This is a genomic window from Dolichospermum sp. UHCC 0259 (assembly GCF_009711935.1).
Taxonomy (GTDB): Bacteria; Cyanobacteriota; Cyanobacteriia; order Cyanobacteriales; family Nostocaceae; genus Dolichospermum.
Genome location: NZ_VIKX01000095.1, coordinates 18,531 through 43,726, shown reverse-complemented (window position 1 = coordinate 43,726; position 25,196 = coordinate 18,531). Strand labels below are relative to the sequence as shown.

The 25,196-nt window shown below is 38.9% G+C and carries 23 protein-coding genes and 1 pseudogene; 15 read left to right on the top strand and 9 right to left on the bottom strand.

The features are described 5' to 3' along the window. Both FJR05_RS07310 and fabG read left to right on the top strand, forming a co-directional pair. Positions 1-895 (top strand): type I restriction-modification enzyme R subunit C-terminal domain-containing protein (locus tag FJR05_RS07310; protein WP_305791108.1); only part of this gene is annotated, 895 nt, incomplete at its 5' end. A 274-nt stretch (positions 896-1,169) separates the two neighbouring features. After that, positions 1,170-1,910 carry a 3-oxoacyl-[acyl-carrier-protein] reductase gene (fabG, locus tag FJR05_RS07305; protein WP_168643508.1) on the top strand — a complete coding sequence of 247 codons (741 nt, stop codon included), beginning with the start codon at positions 1,170-1,172 and terminating at the stop codon, positions 1,908-1,910. A 106-nt stretch (positions 1,911-2,016) separates the two neighbouring features. Here fabG and FJR05_RS07300 read toward each other — a convergent pair whose 3' ends face one another. Continuing rightward, entirely contained in the window at positions 2,017-3,096 is a 1,080-nt protein-coding gene (locus FJR05_RS07300; RefSeq protein ID WP_168643507.1) for an MraY family glycosyltransferase, read from the bottom strand. 163 nt (positions 3,097-3,259) lie between these two features. On the opposite strand from FJR05_RS07300, the gene groL reads away from it, so the two are divergent. From groL to FJR05_RS07285, 3 genes are all read left to right on the top strand, one after another. Then, complete coding sequence (groL, locus tag FJR05_RS07295; RefSeq protein WP_168643506.1) at positions 3,260-4,948, top strand: chaperonin GroEL; 1,689 nt, start codon at positions 3,260-3,262, stop codon at positions 4,946-4,948. 174 nt (positions 4,949-5,122) lie between these two features. Beyond that, entirely contained in the window at positions 5,123-5,863 is a 741-nt protein-coding gene (locus tag FJR05_RS07290) for a dienelactone hydrolase family protein (protein WP_168643505.1), read from the top strand. Positions 5,864-6,113: 250 nt separating this feature from the next. Then, positions 6,114-6,923: a Uma2 family endonuclease gene (locus tag FJR05_RS07285; RefSeq protein WP_168643504.1), complete on the top strand. Its 810-nt coding sequence runs from the start codon at positions 6,114-6,116 to the stop codon at positions 6,921-6,923. A 100-nt stretch (positions 6,924-7,023) separates the two neighbouring features. On the opposite strand, the gene rimM is transcribed toward FJR05_RS07285, so the two are convergent. Both rimM and FJR05_RS07275 read right to left on the bottom strand, forming a co-directional pair. Then, positions 7,024-7,725, bottom strand: coding sequence for a ribosome maturation factor RimM (gene rimM, locus FJR05_RS07280; protein WP_168643503.1), 702 nt, complete (start codon positions 7,723-7,725; stop codon positions 7,024-7,026). Positions 7,726-7,730: 5 nt separating this feature from the next. Further along, positions 7,731-9,014 carry a valine--pyruvate transaminase gene (locus tag FJR05_RS07275; protein ID WP_168643510.1) on the bottom strand — a complete coding sequence of 428 codons (1,284 nt, stop codon included), beginning with the start codon at positions 9,012-9,014 and terminating at the stop codon, positions 7,731-7,733. 298 nt (positions 9,015-9,312) lie between these two features. Here FJR05_RS07275 and FJR05_RS07270 point away from each other — a divergent pair, with 298 nt between their 5' ends. Then, entirely contained in the window at positions 9,313-10,422 is a 1,110-nt protein-coding gene (locus tag FJR05_RS07270; protein WP_168643502.1) for an S-(hydroxymethyl)glutathione dehydrogenase/class III alcohol dehydrogenase, read from the top strand. A 92-nt stretch (positions 10,423-10,514) separates the two neighbouring features. Here the strand turns inward: FJR05_RS07270 and FJR05_RS07265 are convergent, their stop codons facing one another. Then, entirely contained in the window at positions 10,515-10,748 is a 234-nt protein-coding gene (locus tag FJR05_RS07265) for a hypothetical protein (RefSeq protein WP_168643501.1), read from the bottom strand. 86 nt (positions 10,749-10,834) lie between these two features. Next, a pseudogene (locus FJR05_RS07260) lies at positions 10,835-10,975 on the bottom strand (IS701 family transposase); the annotation flags it as partial. Between the two features lie 113 nt (positions 10,976-11,088). On the opposite strand from FJR05_RS07260, the gene FJR05_RS07255 reads away from it, so the two are divergent. After that, positions 11,089-11,628, top strand: coding sequence for a pentapeptide repeat-containing protein (locus tag FJR05_RS07255; protein WP_168643500.1), 540 nt, complete (start codon positions 11,089-11,091; stop codon positions 11,626-11,628). 71 nt (positions 11,629-11,699) lie between these two features. Beyond that, positions 11,700-12,197 carry a DUF29 domain-containing protein gene (locus tag FJR05_RS07250; RefSeq protein ID WP_168643499.1) on the top strand — a complete coding sequence of 166 codons (498 nt, stop codon included), beginning with the start codon at positions 11,700-11,702 and terminating at the stop codon, positions 12,195-12,197. 67 nt (positions 12,198-12,264) lie between these two features. Here FJR05_RS07250 and hemW read toward each other — a convergent pair whose 3' ends face one another. Further along, positions 12,265-13,449 (bottom strand): radical SAM family heme chaperone HemW, encoded by a 1,185-nt coding sequence (hemW, locus tag FJR05_RS07245; protein WP_168643498.1) that lies wholly within the window; start codon positions 13,447-13,449, stop codon positions 12,265-12,267. A 242-nt stretch (positions 13,450-13,691) separates the two neighbouring features. On the opposite strand from hemW, the gene FJR05_RS07240 reads away from it, so the two are divergent. Both FJR05_RS07240 and FJR05_RS07235 read left to right on the top strand, forming a co-directional pair. Beyond that, positions 13,692-14,768, top strand: a complete 1,077-nt coding sequence (locus tag FJR05_RS07240; RefSeq protein WP_168643497.1) for a PIN/TRAM domain-containing protein — start codon at positions 13,692-13,694, stop codon at positions 14,766-14,768. A gap of 247 nt (positions 14,769-15,015) precedes the next feature. Then, positions 15,016-15,807: an Rpn family recombination-promoting nuclease/putative transposase gene (locus FJR05_RS07235; RefSeq protein ID WP_168643496.1), complete on the top strand. Its 792-nt coding sequence runs from the start codon at positions 15,016-15,018 to the stop codon at positions 15,805-15,807. 205 nt (positions 15,808-16,012) lie between these two features. Here the strand turns inward: FJR05_RS07235 and FJR05_RS07230 are convergent, their stop codons facing one another. Together FJR05_RS07230 and FJR05_RS07225 are read right to left on the bottom strand one after the other, a co-directional pair. Continuing rightward, positions 16,013-16,474, bottom strand: coding sequence for a GNAT family N-acetyltransferase (locus tag FJR05_RS07230; protein ID WP_168643495.1), 462 nt, complete (start codon positions 16,472-16,474; stop codon positions 16,013-16,015). After that, positions 16,474-17,280: a D-alanyl-D-alanine carboxypeptidase family protein gene (locus FJR05_RS07225; RefSeq protein WP_168643494.1), complete on the bottom strand. Its 807-nt coding sequence runs from the start codon at positions 17,278-17,280 to the stop codon at positions 16,474-16,476. The genes FJR05_RS07230 and FJR05_RS07225 overlap by 1 nt, the downstream gene beginning before the upstream one ends. 83 nt (positions 17,281-17,363) lie before the next feature. Here FJR05_RS07225 and FJR05_RS07220 point away from each other — a divergent pair, with 83 nt between their 5' ends. Next, the gene (locus tag FJR05_RS07220) at positions 17,364-18,281 is read left to right on the top strand and encodes an AEC family transporter (RefSeq protein WP_168643509.1); all 918 of its coding nucleotides are present in this window, start codon (positions 17,364-17,366) and stop codon (positions 18,279-18,281) included. On the opposite strand, the gene FJR05_RS07215 is transcribed toward FJR05_RS07220, so the two are convergent. Further along, positions 18,273-18,806 carry a phosphoribosyltransferase gene (locus FJR05_RS07215; protein WP_168643493.1) on the bottom strand — a complete coding sequence of 178 codons (534 nt, stop codon included), beginning with the start codon at positions 18,804-18,806 and terminating at the stop codon, positions 18,273-18,275. The genes FJR05_RS07220 and FJR05_RS07215 overlap by 9 nt on opposite strands. A 71-nt stretch (positions 18,807-18,877) precedes the next feature. Between FJR05_RS07215 and FJR05_RS07210 the strand changes: the two genes are divergently transcribed. The 4 genes from FJR05_RS07210 (at position 18,878) to cydB (ending at position 25,154) form a co-directional block, all read left to right on the top strand. Next, positions 18,878-20,329 (top strand): MFS transporter, encoded by a 1,452-nt coding sequence (locus tag FJR05_RS07210; protein WP_168643492.1) that lies wholly within the window; start codon positions 18,878-18,880, stop codon positions 20,327-20,329. Positions 20,330-20,512: 183 nt separating this feature from the next. Further along, positions 20,513-22,270, top strand: a complete 1,758-nt coding sequence (argS, locus tag FJR05_RS07205; RefSeq protein ID WP_168643491.1) for an arginine--tRNA ligase — start codon at positions 20,513-20,515, stop codon at positions 22,268-22,270. A 417-nt stretch (positions 22,271-22,687) separates the two neighbouring features. Then, on the top strand, positions 22,688-24,130 hold the full coding sequence (locus tag FJR05_RS07200; protein WP_168643490.1) for a cytochrome ubiquinol oxidase subunit I: 1,443 nt from the start codon (positions 22,688-22,690) through the stop codon (positions 24,128-24,130). Between the two features lie 10 nt (positions 24,131-24,140). Further along, the gene (cydB, locus tag FJR05_RS07195; RefSeq protein WP_168643489.1) at positions 24,141-25,154 is read left to right on the top strand and encodes a cytochrome d ubiquinol oxidase subunit II; all 1,014 of its coding nucleotides are present in this window, start codon (positions 24,141-24,143) and stop codon (positions 25,152-25,154) included. The last annotated feature ends 42 nt before the right edge of the window (positions 25,155-25,196 follow it).

Sequence of the window (25,196 nt, the reverse complement as noted above, 5' to 3'; positions counted from 1 at the left end):
GCTTACACTGGGAGAGCTTTTTTACTCACTCACCGACTTTTCAAACACCCTCTTAATGCGTCCCATCAATTCCATGATTGAATTTAAACAAATCATTGGTCGTGGGACTCGGTTATATGATGGGAAAGACTATTTTACTATTTATGATTTTGTCAAAGCCTACGAACATTTTAACGATCCTGAATGGGATGGTGAACCCCAAGAACCTGTAAAAATTACCAACAGAAAAGCACGGGAGTTATCACCAACTACAGATAATAATAGCCCAGAAGAAAGAAGCGAAAAAACAGAAGATACAACGCCTAAAATAATTAAAGTTCAATTAGGAGATGGTAAGGAAAGAACTATTCAACATCAAATATCTACCAGCTTTTGGAGTGTAGATGGTAAACCAATTACCGCCGCAGAATTTATAGAAAAGCTCTTTGGTGAAATTCCCGAACTGTTTAAAAATGAAACTGAATTAAGAACTATTTGGAGTCGTCCAGATACTAGAAAAGCCCTATTAGAAGGGTTATCAGAAAAAGGTTATGATGTAGAACAATTAACAGAAATTAGTCGTCTAATTAATGCTGAAAAAAGTGATTTATATGATGTATTAGCTTATATTGCTTATGCTTATGTGCCTATTAGCCGTCGGGAAAGGGTTTTAGCTCATAAATCGTTAATTTTCTCTAAATATGTAGGTAAACAACAAGAATTTCTCGATTTTGTCTTAGATCAATATATCAAAGATGGAGTAGAAGAACTGGATCGCTCTAAGTTACCCCAACTATTAGAGTTGAAATATCATACTATTCATGATGCCATTAAAGAATTAGGTAGTGTTGCTAATATCAGTGAAGTATTTATAGGATTTCAGCAATATTTGTATTCACAAGATATAGCAGCTTAATTGTTGCAATCTGTCCAATTAAGTTCTTTAGCTAATTAGCGCGGTATCTCCACAAAATTTAGAAAAATCAGATGAGTTTGTTGAAAGATCAGATTGCAATTGTCACAGGTGCATCGCTAAGTAGATTTTTTCGGCTCTAATGCACCATACATGAGATAAAATTTACAATACATACTTGGAGAACTTTGTCAATATGTAACTCATAAAGTTATGTTTTCACCAAATTATTCTAAGATAATTAGCGCGGTATCTTCACAAAATTGAGGAAAATCAGATGAGTTTGTTAAAAGATCAGGTTGCAATTGTCACAGGTGCATCACGGGGAATTGGTAGAGCGATCGCTATCCAACTAGCATCCCAAGGCGCAAAAGTAGTAGTTAACTACGCTAGTTCCAGCACCGCAGCAGATGAAGTAGTCGCAGAAATTACCGCAGCCGGAGGAGAAGCCATTTCTCTCCAAGCAGATGTTTCTCAAGAAAATCAAGTAGATACACTCATTAAAACCACCTTAGAAAAATTCCAGCGCGTGGATATCTTAGTCAACAATGCAGGGATTACCCGTGACACCCTCCTATTAAGAATGAAATTAGAAGAATGGCAAGCAGTCATAGACCTTAACTTAACTGGTGTATTTTTATGTACAAAAGCAGTTAGTAAAATTATGCTCAAACAACGTTCTGGGCGGATTATTAACATCGCTTCCGTCGCGGGACAAATGGGCAACCCAGGACAAGCCAACTACAGCGCAGCCAAAGCCGGAGTAATTGGCTTTACCAAAACAGTAGCGAAAGAACTCTCTTCTCGTGGCATTACCGTCAATGCAGTTGCTCCTGGTTTTATTACCACCGACATGACCAGCGATATCAAAGCCGATGGCATCCTCCAATATATCCCCCTGGGGCGTTTTGGTAAACCAGAAGAAATTGCCGGCATGGTGCGCTTTTTAGCATCAGATCCCGCCGCAGCTTATATCACAGGACAAGTATTTAACGTTGATGGCGGTATGGTAATGTAGTTTGTCAGTGGTCAGTTGTTAGTTGCAAAAGAATATTTTTCTCCCTAACTCCCCCAACTCCCCCAACTCCCCCAACTTCCCCAACTCCCCCAACTTCCCCAACTCCCTACTCACGGATCATTCTTTGCCCCAAGGTAAACCCTAACATCAAAATAATACCCGCAGCAGTAGCCAGCATCACAGAGAAACTCATCCCCTGTACTCTCATAGCCAGCAAATTACAACCCAAAGTAATTGACCATAAAGTAAAAGCTGCATTGCGTTGAGATAGTCCCCAGGCTAACAAGCGATGATGGATGTGGTCTTTACCTGGTGTACTCAGAGGGTTTTTTCCAGCCATCAGGCGGCGGACAAACACTTGAGTAGTATCAAGAACTGGCAACAGCAGAAATAAAACTGTCGGGATTAGGGCATAGATTGTATTTTGCTGGAGTTTACCTAAAATGCTGGTTGCTGCTAACACATAGCCAAAAAAGTATGCTCCAGCATCACCCATAATGATGTGTGAGGGGTGAAAATTATGGCGTAAAAAGCCCAGTGCCGCCCCTCCCAACGCCGCTAAAACCAACGTAGCAGCAGCGCGATTATCAAACTGGGCAGAAACTCCTAACAAACTGATGGCAGTGATAAAGCTGATGCCACCAGCCAAACCATCCATCCCATCCATGAGGTTAACAGCATTAGTGATTCCCACCACCCACAGCACCGTTAACGCCATAGATAAGAGGGAATCAATGGGTGTACCAAAGGCAACTTGGATGCTAATCCCATTACCAACCAACAAAAGTGCTGTTGTTACCTGCGCCCATAACCGCACGGACGGGGGTAAGCCAAATTGGTCATCAATAAAGCCGACGAGAACTAAAATTGAACCACCGAGGAGAATCGTTAAAACCTGAGCTAAAACCCCTTGCAGTTCAATCGGCCGTAAGAGACTAGCTAAGACCAAAGCCGCAATTACACCCGCGTAGATTGCCAAACCTCCCGCATTAGGTAAAGGTTCTTGATTCAATCTTCGAGCGTTGGGTTGATCTGCCCAACCTACCTCTAAAGCAAATTTGCGAATTGTGGGAATTAAACGCCACGTAACAATTAAAGCTAATAGAAACGTAAATAATACAGCTAACCAGCCGGAGCCGCTAGGGTCAGCAATGCCAAGGGATTTAAGGGAGTTGGTTAAGTTCATTTGCTCCCAATATAGTCATTAGTTTTATGGTCAAACATAAGTATCAACTGTTAATATTAATCAATTTTGGGATTTTGATTGTTAATCTAAATTGGAGAAAGGGATTAGCACTCTTGGTCAGTGAGTGCTAAATTGTCTAATGGAAGCAATAGAGAAATAAAACATGACTAAGATTATTGCATTTAATGAAGAATCACGGCGTGCTTTAGAAAGGGGTATTAACGCCCTAGCAGATGCAGTGAAAATTACTTTAGGTCCAAGAGGTCGTAACGTCCTATTAGAGAAAAAATTTGGTATTCCCCAAATTGTTAACGATGGTATCACTGTTGCTAAAGAAATTGAATTAGAAGATCCTCTAGAAAATACTGGCGCTAGACTAATTCAAGAAGTGGCATCAAAAACCAAGGATATAGCTGGTGATGGAACTACCACTGCCACAGTTCTAGCACAAGCCTTGATTAAGGAAGGGTTAAAGAATGTAGCTGCTGGGACAAATCCCATCAGTTTAAAACGAGGTATTGATAAAACCGTTGAGGCGCTGGTCAAGGAAATTGCTAATATCGCTAAACCCGTAGAAGGAAGTGCCATTTCTCAAGTTGCTACAGTTTCCGCTGGTAATGATGCGGAAGTTGGACAAATGATCGCGCTGGCGATGGAGAAAGTGACCAAAGATGGTGTAATTACCGTTGAAGAATCTAAATCCTTCACCACTGAACTGGAAGTGGTGGAAGGAATGCAGGTTGATAGAGGTTATATTTCTCCCTACTTCATCACCAACAACGAACGGATGACAGTAGAGTTTGAAAATGCTCGCATCCTGATTACTGATAAAAAAATCAGCAGCATTCAAGATTTAGTTCCCATCTTGGAAAAAGTTGCCCGTTCCGGTCAACCTTTATTGATTATTGCCGAAGATGTAGACGGTGATGCTTTAGCAACATTGGTTGTAAATAAAGCTCGTGGTGTATTGGCGATCGCAGCGATTAAAGCTCCTGGTTTTGGCGAACGTCGCAAAGCTATGTTAGAAGATATTGCCATTCTCACAGATGGACAAATGATTTCTGAAGACATTGGCTTAAGCTTAGATACCGCCACTTTGGAAATGTTAGGAACTGCGGAAAAAATCAACATTGACAAGGAAAATACCACCATTGTGGCTGGTAATGCTGCTAAACCAGAAATCCAAATTCGGATTGAGCAAATTCGTAAACAGTTAGCCGCAACTGATTCCGACTATGATACCGAAAAACTGCAAGAACGCATCGCTAAGTTAGCCGGTGGGATTGCCGTAATTAAAGTTGGTGCAGCCACAGAAACCGAACTCAAGGACAGAACCTTGCGGATTGAAGACGCACTCAACGCAACCAAAGCCGCAGTAGAAGAAGGTATTGTTCCTGGTGGTGGTGCAACCCTAATTTATCTATCTACCAAGATAGAAGCAATTAAAAACAGCCTCACTCCTGAAGAAAGAATTGGCGCAGATATTCTTAAAAAAGCTTTAGAAGCACCCCTCCGGCAAATCGCGGAGAACGCTGGAGCAGAAGGTTCTGTTATTGTTGCCAGAGTCCGGGAAACTGATTTGAATATCGGTTATAACGCAGCTACAGGGGTATTTGAAGACCTAATTGCTGCCGGTATTATTGATCCTGCTAAAGTGGTTCGTTCCGCTTTACAAAATGCCTCTTCTATTGCCGGTATGGTTCTAACCACCGAAGCCATTATTGCCGAAAAACCTGAAAAACCATCCGCTGCTCCTGATGCTGGCATGGGCGGCATGGGCGGTATGGGCGGTATGGGTGGTATGGGCGGTATGGGTGGTATGGGCGGCATGGGCGGCATGGGTATGTTCTAATTTGCCACGTTCCCAAATCCATAATTTATAAACAATAAGATCCCCGACTTCTTAGAGAAGTCGGGGATCTAACTCTTGCAATTCCTTTTGCCTGAATATATTATTCAATCAAAATTTACTGATGATTATTAAATCCGCAGAATTACAAATTACCACATTACTAAAATATGAGAAATGCAAATCCTCAAACGCAATATTGAGTTAAAAGTTAATGATAGTTTAATGCGGGTTTATGTGGCATCTCCCAAACCAGCAGGTAAATATCCAGGAATTGTTTTTTACAGTGATATTTATCAATTAGGTGATGCCATAATTCGGTTAATTAATTATTTGGCTGGATTTGGTTATGTTGTCGCAGCGCCGGAAATTTTTCACCGCATTGAACCGATAGGTTCTGTTATTGAACCTAATGATCTTGGGAGAATGCGCGGGAATGATGATGCAAGACGGACATTAATTTCGGAATATGATGCTGATACTCGTGCGGTAATTGATTTTCTAAAAAATGAAGGTTCAGTTATTGCTGATCAAATCGGCACTTTAGGTTTTTGTATTGGTGGACATTTAGCTATGCGTGCTGCTTTTGAAAGTGAAATTGAAGCTTGTGTTGCTTGTTATCCTACAGGTATTCCTATCGGGAAATTAGGTAAAGGAGTAGCAGATACTATTCATAGATTTGCAGAAATTAAAGCAGAAATGTTGTTAATATTTGGAACTGAAGATCCACATATTTCTGAACATGATAGACATACGATAATTAATGCTTTGGAAGATGCTAAAATCCATCATCAATTTTTCGCTTATGAAGCCGAACATACTTTTATGAGAGATGACGGTTATCGTTATGATCCTGTTGCTGCTACTTCCTCATGGTCACAAATTATTGCTTTTTTAGAACGGAAATTTAGAAGATAATTATCCACATATATCCCCCATTTCTCAAAGAAGTCGGGGATTTGGTCGTTGGTAGACCATAATATTTGTTAAACTAAGATTGAGAAAAGCAAAATTTAGTTAATTTATTTAATTTATTTATAGCGGTATGCGCTTGAATGAGATACAGAATTTACAGTAAAAGCCTTATGGCAAGAGACTCTTAACTCCTTCTTCCTTCTTCCTTCTTCTGACTCCTGACTCCTGACTCCTGACTCCTGACTCCTGCTATATGACTTTCTCCCCTCCGTTGATTTCTCAATCAGATCCTCCCCTTCCCCCTTGGGAAAATCTGCCGACAATGTATGATTTACCTAGTGAAAATCCAGAGGAAAAAGGTTTGCCAGACGAATTTCATTTTTTACAACCTTTACTTTTATATCTGACTTTTCAACCTCTTAACTGGAGTCCAGAACTCATTTTTAGTGCTGCTGATATGAATCTTTATTATGATCTTCAGCATCCTTTATGGTATAAACGTCCAGATTGGTTTGGTGTCGTTGGTGGATCAAAATTATATCATGGTCAAGATTTGCGTTTAAGTTATGTTACTTGGCAAGAACCAGCAAATCCTTTTGTTGTAGTAGAATTATTATCTCCTGGTACAGAGGATGAAGATTTAGGAAACACAAAAACTGCTCAAGGTAAACCTCCTACAAAATGGGAAGTTTATGAAAGTATTTTGCGAATTCCCTACTATATTGTTTTTAGTCGCTATACCAATGAACTTCGCGCATTTCATTTAGTTGGTGGTCATTATGAACCAATGAATTTGACTACAGGGCTTTTACTAATGCCTGAATTAGAGTTAAGTTTAGGATTATGGCAAGGTTCATTTCGAGGTATTTCTAAATTGTGGTTAAGGTGGTTTACTCTCGCAGGAGAATTAATTCCTGAACCGAGTGAAGAAGCTATTACTGCGACAGAAAGGGCTATTCTTGCTGAACAAGAAGCAACTGAAGCTAAAAGAAAAGCCGAAAAACTAGCAGAAAGGTTACGTCAATTAGGTATTAATCCTGATGAATCTGATGATAATTCATAGTTAATATCCAAATCCCCAATTTCTTCAAGAATTTGGGGATATCAATTTTCAATTTTACCCCAACCTACTTTTCCTGTGTTTTTTGAAAGTAGATAAATTTCTAATCATTAATTGACAATAAACCGGGGGGAGGAGTAATTTCAACTCGACGGGTTGCTAAATCAACAACAGGAACAATTTCCATGACAAAAGGAATTAAAACTGTTTTTTGGACTTTCTCAGGTTTAAATTCTTCATGGTTAGTGACAAAATCAGGGTCAAATTTAACTTCTAATAAATCATGACCTGAAGGTAATATATCCACCACCGTTCCCACAAATTCCCCAGAAGATTGCATAAAGACTTGCAACCCTAACAAATCTAACACATGAAATTCACCTTCTGCCAATTCTGGGCGATCGCTCACCGGCACAAAAAACCGACAATCACGCATATTTTCAGCTTGATGGCGATCGCTCACTCCCTTCAATTTAATCACATAGAGATTCTTATTCTCAATATATCGCCCATTTAATAATTCCACAGATTCAAGTTCAGTTTCCCCTGGACGTAATAACCAGCGTTTTCCCGGTTCTTCAAAGCGTTCAGGAAAGTCAGTATTAGGATAAACCCGCAACTCTCCAGTTAAACCTTGTGCTGAGACAATTTTCCCAATTTCCAACCAATCATCAAGATTGGGGACTGGGGACTGGGGATTGGGGATTGGGGATTGGGGACTGGGGATTGGGGATTTTTGACCTTTTCCCCCCTGCTCCCCTGCTCCCCTGCGCCCCTGCTTCTTCTTCATGCCTTCGTGGTTCATTTCTCTTACACACTTACAGCCGCAACTTGATAAACTTGTTCAGCAACCTTCGCTAAACGCTGCATACCAATAGTAATTTCCTCATCACTACCAGTTAAACTAATTCTCAGACATTGATGTTTGTGTTCCCACTCTTCTTTTAAACCAGGGAAGAAACTACTACCAGGAACAACAATCACACCCACCTTCTTTAATTCCTGGTAAAATTCCCAATCAGTCATTGGTAAATCTTGCAACCACAACCAGCCAAAAATCGCTCCTTCACCACGATGTAAAAACCAAGGTAAATTTTTCGGCATTGCTGCTTCCAAGGTACTTTCCAACACATCAAACTTTTTCTGGTAGAAAGGACGAATCACATTTTCCGCAATATGGGCTAATGTCCCTGATTCTATCGCGCGGGCAGCGATCGCTTGACCATATCGAGAAGAATGAATCCCCACATTAGTTTGGAAACATTCCAAAACTTGAATCAGGTTTTCATCCCCAATCGCTACCCCAATCCGTTCCCCAGGTAATCCCGCCTTTGATAAACTCATACAATGCAAGATATTTTCCCCAAATATCGGAGTCATTTCCGTAAAATTCAACGCCGGGAAAGGAGGTGCATAAGCCGAGTCAATAAACACAGGTACATCATAAGGTGCAGCTAAAGCAGTGATCTTATTCACCTCATCATTAGTTAAAACATTACCTGTCGGATTACAAGGACGGGAAAAAATCACACAACCAGTATTTTCTGTAATCGAAAGTTGGTTAAAATCAGGACGATATTTAAATCTATGTGCGGCGGCATCAATATCTAGAGTAGGCTTGTAAGCAACCAAAGCTTCTGGAAATAAACACACACCACCATAACCAGTATAATCTGGACTTAATGGCAGGACAATTTCTTTCAAACTGCCATCGCTAGTATAGCCACCAAAAGCATTAGCAGCGTAAAAATAGATAGTTTGACTACCCGCAGTAATTAAAATGTTCCGCTCAGTTAAACTTAACCCATAACGCTGGTTAAAGTCCTTGACAATTGCCTCAATTAATGGTGAATAACCTTGACTTGAACCATAACGACAAACAACTTCACCATATTCAGAACTAGCTAATAAATCTGCCGTACAATCGCGCCATAACTGTTCTACCTCTGGTAAAATCAATGGATTGCCAGCACTCAAATTATATAATTCCTGTCCCTTACTAGCTCTGAGGGTTTCGTTAATATCTTTCATAATCGCTCTTACGCCAGTTAAGTTGGACATTTGAGCGCCAATTTTCGTAAGGGCAGGTTTTATCATGTTTGTTACAGACTGAATTAATCGCAAAAGTGGATAAATTAAAAGGTGGTTGCAGCTAAGACAAAATTTATTATAGTTGCCAAAACAGCCACTGCCTTTAACTAATTTAAACCAGTGAATGCGATTTTAACAAAATCTGGTAGTTAATAAAGCCCCACTTGTGAAGGTGGGGGGTTTCTCATGTGATAGGTACTAATGTACTATACTGTGAATGATTTGACAAGTAATTATAGAAAATTCTTCGCGATGCGGTCTGCGTAAGATAAAATTACGTAAATTCCCAAAGGAGAATCATGTGGAAGTCAAAGCAGCAGTAGCATACACCCCAGGTAAACCCCTCACAATTGAAACCGTACAATTACAAGGACCACAAGCAGGGGAAGTATTAATTGAGATTAAAGCCAGTGGGGTTTGTCATACTGACGCTTTTACTCTTTCTGGTGATGATCCTGAAGGTTTGTTTCCGGCGATTTTAGGACATGAAGGCGCTGGTATAGTTGTCGAAGTCGGGGCTGATGTCAAAAGTCTTAAACCAGGAGATCATGTAATTCCTTTATACACGCCTGAATGTCGGCAATGTGATTATTGTTTAAGCTTCAAAACTAATCTTTGTCAAGCAATTCGTGGTACACAAGGACGAGGTTTAATGCCCGATGGTACTAGCCGTTTTAGTATCGGTGGCGACATGATTCACCATTATATGGGTACATCCACCTTCGCTAATTATACGGTATTACCAGAAATCGCCGTTGCCAAAATTCGAGAAGATGCCCCTTTTGATAAAGTTTGTTATATCGGTTGTGGTGTCACAACAGGTATTGGTGCGGTTATCTACACAGCTAAAGTAGAACCGGGCGCAAATGTAGTAGTTTTTGGGTTGGGTGGCATTGGCTTAAATGTGATTCAAGGGGCGCGAATGGTAGGCGCAAATAAGATTATTGGGGTAGATATTAATCCCAATAAACGCGAATTAGCTGAAAAATTTGGAATGACACATTTTGTGAATCCTAATGAAGTTGCAGGTGATTTAGTTCCTTATTTAGTAGATTTAACAAACGGTGGCGCTGACTATTCTTTTGAATGTATTGGTAATGTCAACATCATGCGTCAAGCTTTGGAATGTTGTCATAAAGGTTGGGGTGTGAGTGTGATTATTGGTGTTGCTGCTGCGGGTAAAGAAATCAGCACTCGTCCCTTTCAATTAGTAACTGGCAGGGTTTGGAAAGGTTCGGCTTTTGGTGGTGCTAGAGGGCGGACAGATGTGCCGAAAATAGTAGATTGGTATATGGATGGGAAGATTAATATTGATGATTTAATTACTCATGTAATGCCGATTGAAAGGATTAATGATGCTTTTGATTTGATGCACAGGGGTGAGTCTATTCGGAGTGTGGTGACTTTTTAGGTTTTTGTTTCGCGCAAAGGCGCTAAGGAACAAAGGAGCAAAGGAGCAAAGGAAAAAAGGAGTTAGAATGAACTTGGGTTATTACTAAGAGGTCAATTATCTGCACCTGTTGCATATCCAAGAGATATTATTCCAGCATGACGGCGAAATCGTTGGCGGGCAGATGCTTTTTCTATTTCATTGCGTAGTTTTGGTTTGATGGGATGTTTATGTTCTTTTAGGGAGGCGATCGCCCATTCAGTGATGGTTGTACCTGCTAATTCAGCGCGATGTCTGAGTTCAGCATAGTCGGCATCGCTAAGTTCTAGGGTGAGGACTTGACTCATTAGGTTTCACTTGAAAAGCTATTTTTTTATGATAAATCATTTTTTAAAATTCTTGATGGCTTAAATGATGGGCGATAGCGGAGCTACCAACTATCTCCTGTTACCATTCTGGGTTTGACTCCCCAGCTTATTGTTTCACTCAGCATTTCTCTAAAATAATCGTTTTTTGTTTTTCCCTCCTTTTTATCATATATTTTATAATTAATTGGGACTGAATTACCACTTACTAGACGACTCATATTTATCAATACACTGTTTTGTTATTCTGTCAATGCGTAAGTCCTAAATAATTCATTTCTACCATCGAAATTCTCATAATAAAAAATAAATTGAAGGTAAGATGATGGTTTGGAAAATTACTACTGGTGAGTTGTTGACTCTTTACAATGCTGGGGAACGTAATTTTGCTGGTGTGGAAATTTTGCGAATTGTCGGTGAAATGGGTGAAATAGACGGAGTTGATAGTCAGATTACTGGACTCGAAGGTGCTGATTTACGGGGTATTAACCTACGGGGAGCTAATCTTGAAAAGGTCGATCTGAGTGGGGCTGATTTGACTGGAGCCGATTTATTTGGGGCTTATTTGGGCAATGCTGGTTTGGTAAAAACGATTTTGAGAGATGCTAATTTGTTTTCCGCCAACCTGAGTAATGCTACTTTGAATGAAGCTGATTTGACTGGAGCTAATTTGAGCCAAGTGAATGCGAGTAGTGCTGTTTTCATCGGTGCTACCATAGGCTATTTTGAATATGCTGTTTTGATTGACGCTAACTTCCAAGGGGCTATCGGTATGCTCATCAATGGACATTTCAATTTGATTTGGAATACCACTATGCCCGACGGTACTGTTGAAAAAGGTCCCTACTGTAAATGGAAATAGTTCTGACTCAGTTGCAGCCATTAAAGAAGCAAGTTCGATTATAATTAATTCAAGGTTACTAGGTTTTAATTATGCAGTCACCACAAGTGAAAGAATCCACTGTAAACCTGAATAATCACCTTTATGAAACTGATTTTTACGCCTGGACTCAACAACAGGCCAATTTATTACGTTATCAACAATGGAATCAAGTTGATTTAGCTAATTTAATTGAGGAAGTTGAATCTTTGGGGAGAAAGGAACGCCAAGAATTAAGAAATCGTCTGAGTATTCTAATTGGACATTTATTAAAATGGGAATATCAATCATCAAAACGTAGTCGCAGTTGGTTAGCAACTATTCGGATTCAACGCCGGGATATTATAAAATTACTGAGTGAAAATCCTAGTTTGCAGTCTTCTCTAGAAGTAGCACTTCAGGAGGCTTATGAAAATGCTAGGGATTTAGCATCAGCAGAAACCAATTTACCGTTATCAACTTTCCCTCCCCAATGCCTATATTTATGGGAAGATATAATTAACTTAAACTTTTATCCCGGTGAATCTGCAAATGATGATTTGATGCAATAATAACTTTGCGCCTTTGCTTCTTTGCGCCTTTGCGCGTTCGCACAGCGTGCCGTAGGCATAACAAAATTCATTCTCCCAACTTTTCAAATAACTTCGCTAACATCACATTAGAAAATATAAAACCATTGGGATCGCTAAAACACAACCTATCTTCAACAATCTTCACCCAACCTTGGGCAAAGTATGGTTGCAAACAGCTTTGAATTTTCTCAACTTGATGATTGCCAAATTTTGTTGCCAGGGAATTTAAACTGATTCCTTCGGCTAACCGTAACCCTAACATGAGAGTTTCTAATAAAACATCTGCCTGTGGTGTGATTTCACAATCAATCACAGCACCGTTTTTTAACCATTGATAATATTCCTGGGTTTTGCGGGGACGGGTGAAGCGTTTACCTTGAATATAGCTGGCTGCACCCATGCCAAAGCCATAATAAGGACGATTTTGCCAATAAACTCGATTATGCCTGCATTGATGTTCTGGTTGGGCATAGTTAGAAATTTCGTAATGTTCGTAACCTGCATCTGTTAAGGTTTTTTGCCCCAGTTGATACATTTTGACTGTGGTTTCATCTGTGGGTAAGGGATGATCTCCCGGTTTGTAATAACGATTGAAGGCTGTTCCGGGTTCAATGGTTAGGTCATAGATGGAAATGTGAGTTGGGGTGGCTGCTACTGCTTGGGTTAAGGAATCTTGCCATTGTGCTAAGGACTGATGCGGTAAGCCAGAAATCAAGTCTAAGCTAAATTCGGGAATCTCGACCTTGTGAATTAACTCTATAGCTGTAAATATATCTACAAGGGAATGCGATCGCCCAGCGGTTTTTAACAATTCTTCTTGGAAAGCTTGGACACCCAAACTCACGCGATTTACTCCTAAGCTGCGATAACCAGCAATATGTGCGAAATCAAAGGTCCCTGGGTCAATTTCCATAGAGATTTCTACCCCAGAAGCTATGCCAAATCGCTGTTCTAAGGTTGTCAATATAGATTGCAACTGTGCTGTAGATAATAGAGAAGGAGTCCCACCGCCAAAAAAAATTGTTTCTAAAGGTTGACCATAAATTGGTGCAATTCTGATTTCTTGACATAAAACTTCAACATATTCGCCAATTGTCCCAGAATTTTCTCCCCGTGAATTATTACCGATTACAAATACCGGAAAGTCGCAATAAAAACACCGTCGCCGACAAAAGGGAATATGCACATAAGCCGCACTGGGAATCCCCCAACCAATATCTTGTTGACTCATTCTGAAAAATAGTGAAGTTAATTTAATCTGACTGTTAAAAATAATGAAAATGAGGAGTTTATTTACAATTTTTTATCCTTTTTCCCTAAAAATAAAAATAATATGCAGTAAAAACCCTTTGGTTATAATGTTGGCATATTCTGTCTGCCTGAGCAGCTAAGATAATTCCATCAAGAAAAAGGACTCAAACAAGCATACTTTACTCTATCGAATAAATATCGTTGTAGGAACACAACAAAACCATGCTGGATGTCATTATTATTCTCTCATTTATCTTGGCAGCGGCGGGGATAGGTTATTTCAGCACTGATCTACTCCCCCCAGGTACTCTAAATGGAGTTAGCAATTTAGATGCCTTACGCTTAATTCTAGCCGTCTTTGCTGCCATTATTGGTGGTGCAGTCGGGCTGAGTTTCCAGACTACATACCGTCGTCTAGAGTCGCAAGTTCGGGAAATGCCTCTAGAAGTTATTTTAACCCGTGCCATTGGCTTAGTAATTGGGCTATTACTCGCCAATCTCATGTTAGCGCCGCTATTTTTACTACCCATTCCCCCAGATTTTGGTTTTATCAAACCTCTTGTCGCTGTTGTGGGCAGTATTATCCTCTCTGTCACAGGGATGAACTTAGCAGATACTCACGGACGGGGTTTGTTAAGATTGATTAACCCCAATACTGTCGAAAGCATGGTAGTAGAAGGAACTCTTAAACCTGCTAATACTAAGGTTTTAGACACTAGCTGTATTATAGATGGCCGCATTGAAACATTACTAGAAACGGGATTTCTGGAAGGGTTAATTCTTGTCCCCCAATTTGTTTTACAAGAATTACAACAAGTAGCTGATGCTAGTAAAGACCAAAAACGGGTAAGAGGAAGAAGAGGACTAGAAATTCTCAACCGCATTCGGGAAACTTATCCAGAACGGATTTTAATTAACCCTGTAGACTATGAAGACACTCCTACTGTTGATGCTAAATTAGTCCGTTTTGCTCAAGAAATCAATGGCACATTACTGACCAATGATTACAATTTATCTAAAGTCGCCAGTGTACAAAAAGTCCCAGTTTTGAATGTTCACGATTTAGTAAATGCCGTTCGTCCGACTTATTTACCGGGTGATAATCTGGATTTGAAAATTCTCAAAGAAGGAAAAGAACCGACTCAAGGAATTGGCTATTTAGATGATGGCACAATGGTAGTAGTTGAAGAAGGTAGAGGTTATGTCGGTGGTGAATTACGAGTAGTAGTTACCAGTGCCTTACAAACCTCCGCCGGCAGGATGATTTTTGCCAAACCCCAAGCTTCTGCCTTAGCGTAAGGAATATGGCACGGAAAAATAGAGTTAAATTATGTAAATCGGTGTGGGGAAACTGCACCGATTTTGTTGATTAATGTCAAACAGGATATTGTTATCTAATTAATATTAGAATACGAATAGTAGTTTATGTTACCCAACATTCAGAACTAAAACCTCATCAAACACAGCCCCAATCAATAACAACCAAATTAATGTAAACTGCAAACAACAGCAAATTATTAGTCAATATGCCTGCATAGCCAACAAAATGTACGACAACACCTGCAAATTCCTAGCCGAAACATTCCCCACAGACTTCGCCACCTGGCTACTAGGTAAACCTATCCCCCTCACCCAACTCAAACCATCAGAACTATCATTAGAACCAATTCGTGCCGATTCCGTCATCTTTCTACAATCATCAGCAATCATACTCCACATAGAATTTCAAACCGAACCAGTTGAAGAGATACCCTTTCGCATGGCAGACTATCGCCTGCGCTTACACCGGAAATTTCCCCAAAAAGAAATTCAACAATTCGTAATTTATCTAACCCGCAGTGACTCACCCTTAGTATTTCAAACCAGCTTTGAAGCCGGCAAACTAACTCATGAGTTTAATGCAATTAGATTATGGGAACAACCCACAGAAATATTTCAACAATATCCAGGACTATTACCACTGGCAGTGTTGACTCAAACAGATAACCGTATCCAAACCTTAACAGAAGTAGCAAAACAGATTGATAATATTGAAGATAGAAGAATACAAAGTAATGTTTCTGCTGCAACAGCAATTATATCTGGGTTAGCATTAAAAAAGGAAATCATTCAAAGATTATTAAGGAGTGAAATTATGAGAGAATCAGTAATTTATCAAGAAATCCTCCAAGAAGGTGAAGCCAAAGGCATAGCTAAAGGTGAAGCCAAAGGCAAAGCTGAAGGTGAAGCCGAAGAAAAAACTCGAATAGCCTTAAATATGCTTCATTCTGGCATTGCCATAGATTTAATCGCCCAACTGACAGGACTATCCCTAGAAGAAATCCAGAAATTGCGATAGCTTTCAACAGGTAACGGTGGGGAGTTCTTCAAGCTTGCGTGGCGTAGCCATACAAAACTCGGTACACCTTCATATTCTCGAATCCTCTTACCTTTTGCCTTCCTAAGCAGAAAAATATGGCTAACGCCACGCTGTGCCTGATGCCTCCGGCTCCCGCAGGGATACGGCACACTACGTGAACGCTATCAGGAATCAAACCGGATTCCTATAGATATTTTTCCATTACATAATTTTTAAATTTTATTCCTCGCCGTTCCACTTCTTGTTCCCTGACTATAGTAAATTCCCAATGTTGAAAAAATGGTTTTGCGGTAATACTCACTTCTGCATATAGCCGATGAATTTCTCTGGATTTTGCCGTATTTTCTATATGAGTCAAGAGTTTTGAACCTATACCCTGCCTTTGATATTGGCTATGACAGTAAAAACAATCAATATGTCCATTTGCTTCTAATTCTGCAAACCCAACTATTTCACCATGATTTTCCGCAATAAAAGGCTGTTTGGATTGTAACCTTTGATGCCAAAATTCATAATTCATATTTTCGCCAGTCCAAGCATTTACCTGTTCTTGAGTATAATCATGAATATTTATGTGATGAACTGTATCATAAAACAATTTCATAATTGCTTCAGTGTCAGATATTTGATATTCTCTGACTATCATTATGGTGTTTGCACAGGTTTGATATTTTTGGCTTTATAAAATGTTTCTAAACTATCAGTATCACCTACAAAACGCCAATGCCAAGGTTCATAACTGACACCTTGAAGATTATTTTTAGGAAAGGAAAGTTCAAAACTAAACTTAGCCGCATTAGCTTGTAACCACTGATAAGCTTTGGTATTATCAAAATTAGCTTGGAGATTAGTTGCTGGGACTGTGCGATCGCCAATATCTACCGCATAACCTGTATGATGTTCACTATGATTTGGCGGTGCGCTGAGGGCTGCTCGTTCTGCTGGAGTTTGATTACGCTGTGCGCCAATACTAAAAAATAACTGCTTTTGCTCTTGTATGGAACGAAAACCAGAAATTGGCACTAAATTTACACCTGCACTTCTCGCTGCTTGTACCATTGCTTGAAACTTGACAGCAGCAGCTTTTCGCATTTTGATTCTGCCGTCAGCCGTAATTGGGGATAATTCTGATGCTGGTGCTTCTGAGTAGGGAAAATGTCCCAACACTGTATCATTATCATTATTACTAACTGGAGTATTGGTGGCTACAGGTGTAGAACTAACCGGTGTAGCTACAGAATTAGCAGTTGGCTTAGGTGTCGTCAACGAGAACAAAAAACCACTGGTCACAGCCAGCAGTAAAAATCCTGTTAATCCACCTATAATTAAAACCACAGGTTGTACCTTGATTTTACTGCCCGTATCGTTTGTATCGCGTAAAGCTACTGGGATATCATCACCAGAAAGAGGATAGGAATTGTGCGGTTTTTTAGGAAACCCAGTTTTACTCAAGTTTTTGCTCCTGTTTGTGTTTAATAGTTAGTTAATAAAGAAAAGAATTTTTTTAATTCTTAATTTTGAATTATGGTGTAATTTTGATAAATCTTTTAGAACTATATATCAAATTAGTGGGATTAATCCTAGTGGGATTTATACTGGGATGTAAATTACCTAACAATACTTCAACTTACGTAGGTCAGTTTCTCTATTGGGTGGGAGTACCCATCAGTATTATTGGTTTTTTAATACAAACAGATTTATCAGGACAGATTTGGATTGCACCGATAATAGCTCATCTGGCAATCTTTCTGGGGGCATTATTAGCTTGGTTAAGAATCAAAGCCCAAGCCTATTTTACTCATTCAGTTCCCCCCGCTACGACTCAAGGTAGTTTGATTCTAGCAGCAATGGTAGGAAACACAGGTAATCTGGGTTTTCCCATTACTTTAGCAATGGTTGGTAAAGAATATTTTGCCTGGGCTTTATTTTACGATATGTTGGGTTCGCTGTTTGGGGCTTATGGTTTGGGTGTGGTTCTTGCTGCTAAGTTTGGCAATAATATCCAAAATCAGATCCAAATAGCAAAGGTAATTTTGATTAATCCGGCTTTATGGAGTTTTGGATTTGGCTTATTATTGCATCAATTTACGCTTCCCTCCCCAGTGGTATTTTGTTTAGAAAAATTGGCTTGGGGTGCAGTTGCTTTATCTTTGATGTTAATTGGCATGAGACTTTCCCAACTAAAATCTTGGCGCAAATTACCACAAGCGGGGAGTAGTGTGTTCATTAAAATGCTATTAGTTCCAATGATTTTAGGCAGTATGCTATCGCTGTTTGGGGTGACAGGTAATGCAGCACAGGTGATAGTTTTACAAATGGGTATGCCTCCAGCTTTGGCTACATTGGTAATAGCAGAAACCTTTGATTTAGATAGAGATTTGGCTGTTACTGCTTTAGCTATAGGGATGATAGTTTTGTTGTTTACTCTTCCTATTTGGTTATGGTTATTTTAGTTGTTCTATTATTCCTAAATTATGCTTTTTTGCCAGTTCGGAAGGACTAATAGATTCGTAATATTCAAAAGGTTGATGAATCCAGGGATTATCACCCAGATAATCAGCGTAGTAATCAGGAACAACAATTGAACAAGCTTTATACCAAATTACAGCAGTGCGAATTTCTTGAATGGAAAAATCATCATGTTTCTGTAGCCAAGGAACTGTTTGTTGAATAGTAATACCAGAGTCTACTAAATCATCTACTAGCAGAATCCGTGAACCTAAATGTTCGCTAGTCATGGTTAATTGCCGAGAAATAATTAAATTACTTCTTTCATGTTTACCCGCGCCGTTGTAAGATGATGTAGATAAAATTGCTAATGGTTGATTGTATATGCGAGAAAGAATATCTCCTACTCGTAGTCCCCCTCTAGCTAAACAGACGATTTGGTTAAATTCCCAACCCGATTGATAAATCTTTACCGCCAGTTGTTCAATTTTGTGGTGATAATCTGACCAAGAAATGTAAAGGTCTGACATAAGAGTAAAATAAGTGTGTTAATAATTGTTAATTATCTATTGTCAATTGTCAATTCATAAGGGTGTCATTTATGGTTAAAGATAATTCTCATAATAACGATTTTCACCAATCTCTGTCCAATGAAAAATTAGATTTTAAAACTAAATTAGCTTATGGGGCTGGAGATTTAGGCCCGGCTATTACTGCAAATATTGCTGTATTTTATCTGCTGGTTTTCTTTACCAATGTAGCAGGAATTCCGGCGGGATTGGCAGGTAGTATTTTGATGATTGGCAAAATTTGGGATGGTGTCAATGATCCTATGGTGGGAATGTTGACTGATAAAACCCAATCCCCGCGCTGGGGTCGTCGTTTACCTTGGCTGTTATATGGGGCAATTCCTTTTGGTTTTTTCTTTTTCTTGCAATGGATTGTTCCCCAGTTTACTGCCGACAAAAGTATTAATGTTTGGTATTTATTTTGGTATTATGTAGTTATTGGAATTGTATCTCAGGTATTTTACACTGTTGTGAATTTGCCTTATACAGCCATGACTCCTGAGTTAACTCAAGATTATGATGAGCGGACTAGTTTAAATAGTTTTCGGTTTACGTTTTCCATTGGTGGCAGTATTTTATCGTTGATTTTATCAAAAATTATTTTCTCACAAATTAGCGATCGCCAACAACAATATTTAGTTTTAGCGGCTGTGTGTACCGTAATTTCGGTTTTATCCTTGTATTGGTGCGTTTATGGGGTGCGCGATCGCATTTTGGCTTTTGAAGCAAAACGGATTCAATTACCACAAGAAGCCGAAATTCCCTTTTTTGAACAGCTAAAAATCGTCTTTAGTAATAAACCTTTTCTCTTTGTTATTGCTATCTATCTTTTTTCTTGGTTAGGTGTACAAATCACAGCCAGCATTATTCCCTATTTTGTTGTTAACTGTATGAAACTTCCAGAAGGAGATGTCCCCACAGTCATGATTGCAGTTCAGGGAACGGCTTTATTTATGCTATTTATTTGGAGTAATTTAAGTAAAAAGATTGGCAAAAAACTGGTTTATTTCTTAGGAATGACTTCCTGGATTATTGCCGCTGCTGGATTATTTTTCTTACAGCCAAATCAAGTTGGTTTAATGTATGTTATGGCTGTAATGGCAGGTATAGGAGTTTCTACAGCATATCTAATTCCTTGGTCAATGATACCTGATGTAATTGAATTAGATGAATTGCAAACTGGACAACGACGGGAAGGTATTTTTTATGGTTTCATGGTTTTATTGCAAAAATTTGGTTTAGCTTTCGGGCTATTTTTGGTCGGGAATACTTTACAAGCTTATGGTTTTAAAGAAGCCGTTGCTGGACAAAGTTCTTTACCCATACAACCGGAATCAGCACTGTTAGCGATTCGGATTGCTGTTGGACCTATACCAACCGTTTGTTTAATTGCCGGGTTGGTTTTAGTCTATTTCTATCCCATTACCCGCGAAATGCACGCAGAAATCATGTTGAAACTACAAGCACAACGGGAGAGGACATAAATACTCAACAGCCATAAATTATTAATGAAAATTAAACGCAGATAAACGCGGATAAACGCAGATCAAGACGGATGAATTTAAGGATTTGATGATTCTGTGCAGCTTGATCTTAATTTGGTATAGCTATATTTTTAAGTTAAAATCAAGTATTACGGCACTTTTGACACAGATACAATTTACATAATGAACGCTACACAAGAACAATTAAAACTCAAATTAACACAGGCTTTAGTGGCTGCTTTTGGTACAGATTATACCAATACAGATCCAATTTTGGTGGCTGCAAGTAATCCTAAATTTGGTGACTATCAAGCTAATGTGGCTTTATCTCTGAGTAAAAAGTTAGGAAAGCAACCGAGAATTATAGCTGGGGAAATTGTTAGTAAATTAGATGTATCTGATATTTGTGAACCTCCAGAAATCGCTGGGCCTGGTTTTATTAACCTTAAATTGCAAACATCTTATTTAGAAGCACAACTTAACGCGATTCAGGTAGATTCTAGATTGGGAATACCCACAGCAACAAATCCCCAAAAGCAAATTGTTGATTTTTCTAGTCCGAATATTGCTAAGGAAATGCACGTTGGACATTTACGTTCTACTATTATTGGCGATTCTATTTCCCGGATTTTGAAATTTTGTGGTCATGATGTCTTGCGGTTAAATCATGTTGGTGATTGGGGTACGCAATTTGGGATGTTAATTACCTATTTGCGGGAAGTTTATCCAGAAGCACTCACTACTGCAAATGCTTTAGATATTGGAGATTTAGTTAATTTTTATCGCAAAGCTAAACAGCGATTTGATGAAGATGCGGTTTTTCAAGAAACTTCCCGTCAAGAAGTTGTGAGATTACAAGCTGGTGCGGAAGATACACTTCATGCGTGGAAATTGTTATGTGAACAATCTCGACAAGAATTTCAAATCATTTATGATTTACTGAATATCGAATTAATAGAAAGAGGTGAATCTTTTTATAATCCCTTATTACCAAAAGTTGTCGAAGCTTTAGCAGCAACAGGATTATTAGAATCAAGTCAAGGGGCAAAATGTGTTTTCTTGGATGGTTTTACTAATAGAGAAGGTAATCCTTTACCTTTAATTGTCCAAAAAACTGACGGTGGTTATAACTACGCAACCACAGATTTAGCAGCTTTAGGTTATCGGATTCAAGAAGATAAAGCCAAGCGAATTGTTTATGTAACAGACGAAGGACAATCTAACCACTTTACCCAATTTTTCCAAGTCGCAAGAAAAGCAAATTGGATTCCTGATGATGTGGAATTAGTTCATGTTCCTTTTGGGTTAGTGTTAGGTGAAGATGGCAAAAAATTCAAAACTCGTTCTGGGGATACTGTGCGGTTAAGGGATTTATTAGATGAAGCTATTAACCGCGCTCGTGCAGACATAGAAAATAGATTACAGGAAGATGGACGCACAGAAACGGAAGAATTTATGCAAAATGTGGCGGAAGTTGTGGGGATTAGTGCGGTTAAATATGCTGATTTAAGCCAAAATCGTACCAGTAGTTATGTCTTTAGTTATGACAAAATGTTATCTCTCAAAGGCAATACAGCCCCTTATCTTCTCTATGCTTATGTAAGGATTCAAGGTATTAGTCGTCAAGGAAATATTGATTTTACTAACTTGGGAATAAATCGCCAAATCTTGCTAAAAGAAGATGCAGAATTAACTTTAGCTAAACATCTTCTGCAACTTGATGAGGTAATTAAGGAAGTCGAACAGGATTTATTACCCAATCGTTTGTGTGATTATTTGTATCAACTCAGCGATAAGTTTAACAAATTTTATGAAAATTGTCCTGTTCTTAAATCTGAAGAACCTGCGAGAACTTCGCGGTTAATGTTATGTGATTTGACTGCAAAAACTCTGAAACTGGGATTATCTTTGTTAGGAATTAAGGTATTAGAAAGGATGTAAATAGAAGCAGTAGTAGGGGTTTAGCATCGCGCTTTCCCCTGACAGAATGTCAAACATATTCAATATGTTGTTGATAATATTTCGGTATTGTTCGTTTGAGCCAAAGTTTTGGTAACACCGAAACAAAACTTATACCACTATTATGCAATGCCGAAAATTGCTGTAAAAATCAAAATCCCGCAGCGATCGCACGACGTAAGGGGGAAGTCAACTTTATGTAATAATTATTGGTAGTGTTTAAGAGGATTTTTGAAAAGTTTTGGGCGAATATAATTACGCAAAAATGGAAAAAGTATCAAACGACCTATTGTCAAACCTTGCAAAGCTTAAAACTTTTGGAAGTAATACCATGTAAGCAAATATTACTGTATATCCTAAATAGGTATTTAGCCCTTTTGCGGAACTCCCTCAAAGAGTATGGAAATTCTATCTAATACCGTAGCGTTATCACGGTTGCAATTTGCATTTACAGCGATTTTTCACATGATTTGGCCTGTTCTGACTACAGGTATGTCTATCTACTTAATTGTGGTAGAAGGACTCTGGTTAAAAACCAAAAATCCTACTTATTATCATCACGCGCGTTTTTGGTCAAAACTGTATTTACTAAACTTTGGAATTGGTGTTGCATCAGGTTTACCAATGGGTTTTCAGTTTGGGACTAACTGGGCCCCGTTATCAGAAGCGGTGGGAGATTTCCTAGGTAGTATTCTTGGTTTTGAAGGCTCAATGGCATTTATGTTAGAGGCTTCTTTTTTAGGAATTATGATGTTTGGTTGGGAGCGAGTTCCTCCCGTAATTCACTATTTAGCGACTATTCTCGTGGCTTTTGGCGCGAATCTTTCCACATTCTGGATTTTAGTTGCTAATTCATGGTTTCAGACTCCTAGTGGTGGAGAAATGGTGAATGGTAAGTTTATTGTTGATGACTATTTTCAAGCAATTTTAAATCCCTTCATGGTGAATAGTGTTCTCCATATGTTCTTGGCAACGTTGGAGACTTCTTTATTTGTCATTGGGGGAATTAGTGCTTGGTATATTCTCAATAATCGCCATCAAGAATTTTTTAGCAAATCATTTAAAATAGTTTTAGCAATATCTATTTTTGTCGCTCCTGTACAAGTATTAATTGGTCATGCTAGTGGTGATCAAGTTTATCACTATCAACCAACTAAATTAGCAGCAATAGAAGCCCAATGGGAAACAGTACCTGCTGGTGAATCTGCTAAATGGAATCTATTAGCATCTCCTAATGGCAAAGCGGAAAAAAATGATTGGGAAATTTCTATTCCTAATGGTTTAAGTTACATTTTAGAACTCAAACCTAAACTTTCTGAGCCTGTTTTGGGACTCAAAGAATGGAAACCAGAAAACCGTCCACCAATGATTCCTTTAATTTTTTATTCCTTCCGCATTATGGCAGGAATCGGCTTTTTCTTAGTCGGATTAATGCTGTGGAGTATCCTTCAATGGCTTAGAGGTAAACTCAATGCCAATAATATCAATCAGCAAAAATGGTTGTTACGAGCTTGGATTTTAGCTGCACCTTTGGGTTATTTAGCAATTGAATCAGGCTGGATTGTTCGCTGTGTAGGAAGACAACCTTGGACGGTATACGGTCAAATTCGGACTACTGACGCGGCTTCTCATTTAGAACCAAGTGAAGTATTATTTTCACTCTCAGTTATTGCCCTTCTTTACAGCGTTTTGTTTGTCTCAGCCATGTTTTTTGGTAGCCGCATTATTCGCAAAGGACCAGATTTAACTTTACCAATACCTGGAGGTGAGATCAAAACAGTCATTGTCACTGAATCTGTAAGTCACATTCCCGATAGTCGTCCTCTGGAAACGCCACAATAGGAACAATTATATGGAAGCTTTATTGCGCTTTTTACCACAAGTTTGGTTTGTAATTCTAGGGCTTTTTCTGTTCCTGTATGTGCTTTTAGATGGCTTTGATTTAGGTGTTGGTATCCTCTCTTTGACTTCTTCTGATGAAAAACGCCGTAGCCTATTAATGACCAGTTTAGGTAATGTTTGGGATGCTAACGAAACTTGGTTAGTTTTAATGGCAGGGGCATTATTTGGGGCTTTTCCTTTGGCTTATGGGACAATTCTCACTGCCCTTTATTTACCTTTGATGGTGATGGTTGTAGGGTTAATTCTGCGGGCTGTTGCCTTTGAATTTCGGGAACATTCTGATAATAAAAGTTTCTGGAATTTTGCCTTTGGAATTGGCAGTTTCATTGCTTCCTTATTTCAAGGATTTGCCTTGGGTGGTGTATTAGCAGGAATCAAAGTTGATGCGGCTGGGCATTTTATTGGTGGAATATGGGATTGGTTAAGTTGGCAATCATTATTAACGGCATTGACACTTGTACAAGGTTATGTATTGATTGGTTCAACTTATCTAATTTTGAAAACTGAAGGGAAATTACAGGAAACTCATTTTAAAACTGCCAAATTAGCAGCTTGGACAACTTTAATTGGCGCAATTTTAATTACTATTACTACGCCAATTGTTTATGAAAATGCTAGAGCTAGGCTATTTCATCAACCAGAAGTTTATATTTTTGCCCTGATTCCTTTGCTGGGTATGCTGTTGATTTGGTTGCTACTAAAAAGCTTAGATAAAAAAGAGGAAATTGCTTCATTTGTTTACACGGCATTAATATTTCTGCTGACATTTATTGGTTTAGGGTTTATTGCCTTTCCTTTCATTATTCCCCCATCTATTACCATTTATCAAGCTGCCTCTTCTGCCACTTCAATGGTGTTCATGATTACGTTCATTGGGTTTTTGATTCCAATTATGTTGTTTTACAACATCTACAACTACTTTGTCTTTCGGGGTAAGGTAGTCATTAGTGAAGAGGGGGATTGACACTTTCAGAGAGAAAACCATGTTCCTAGCTGAGAACAGAAT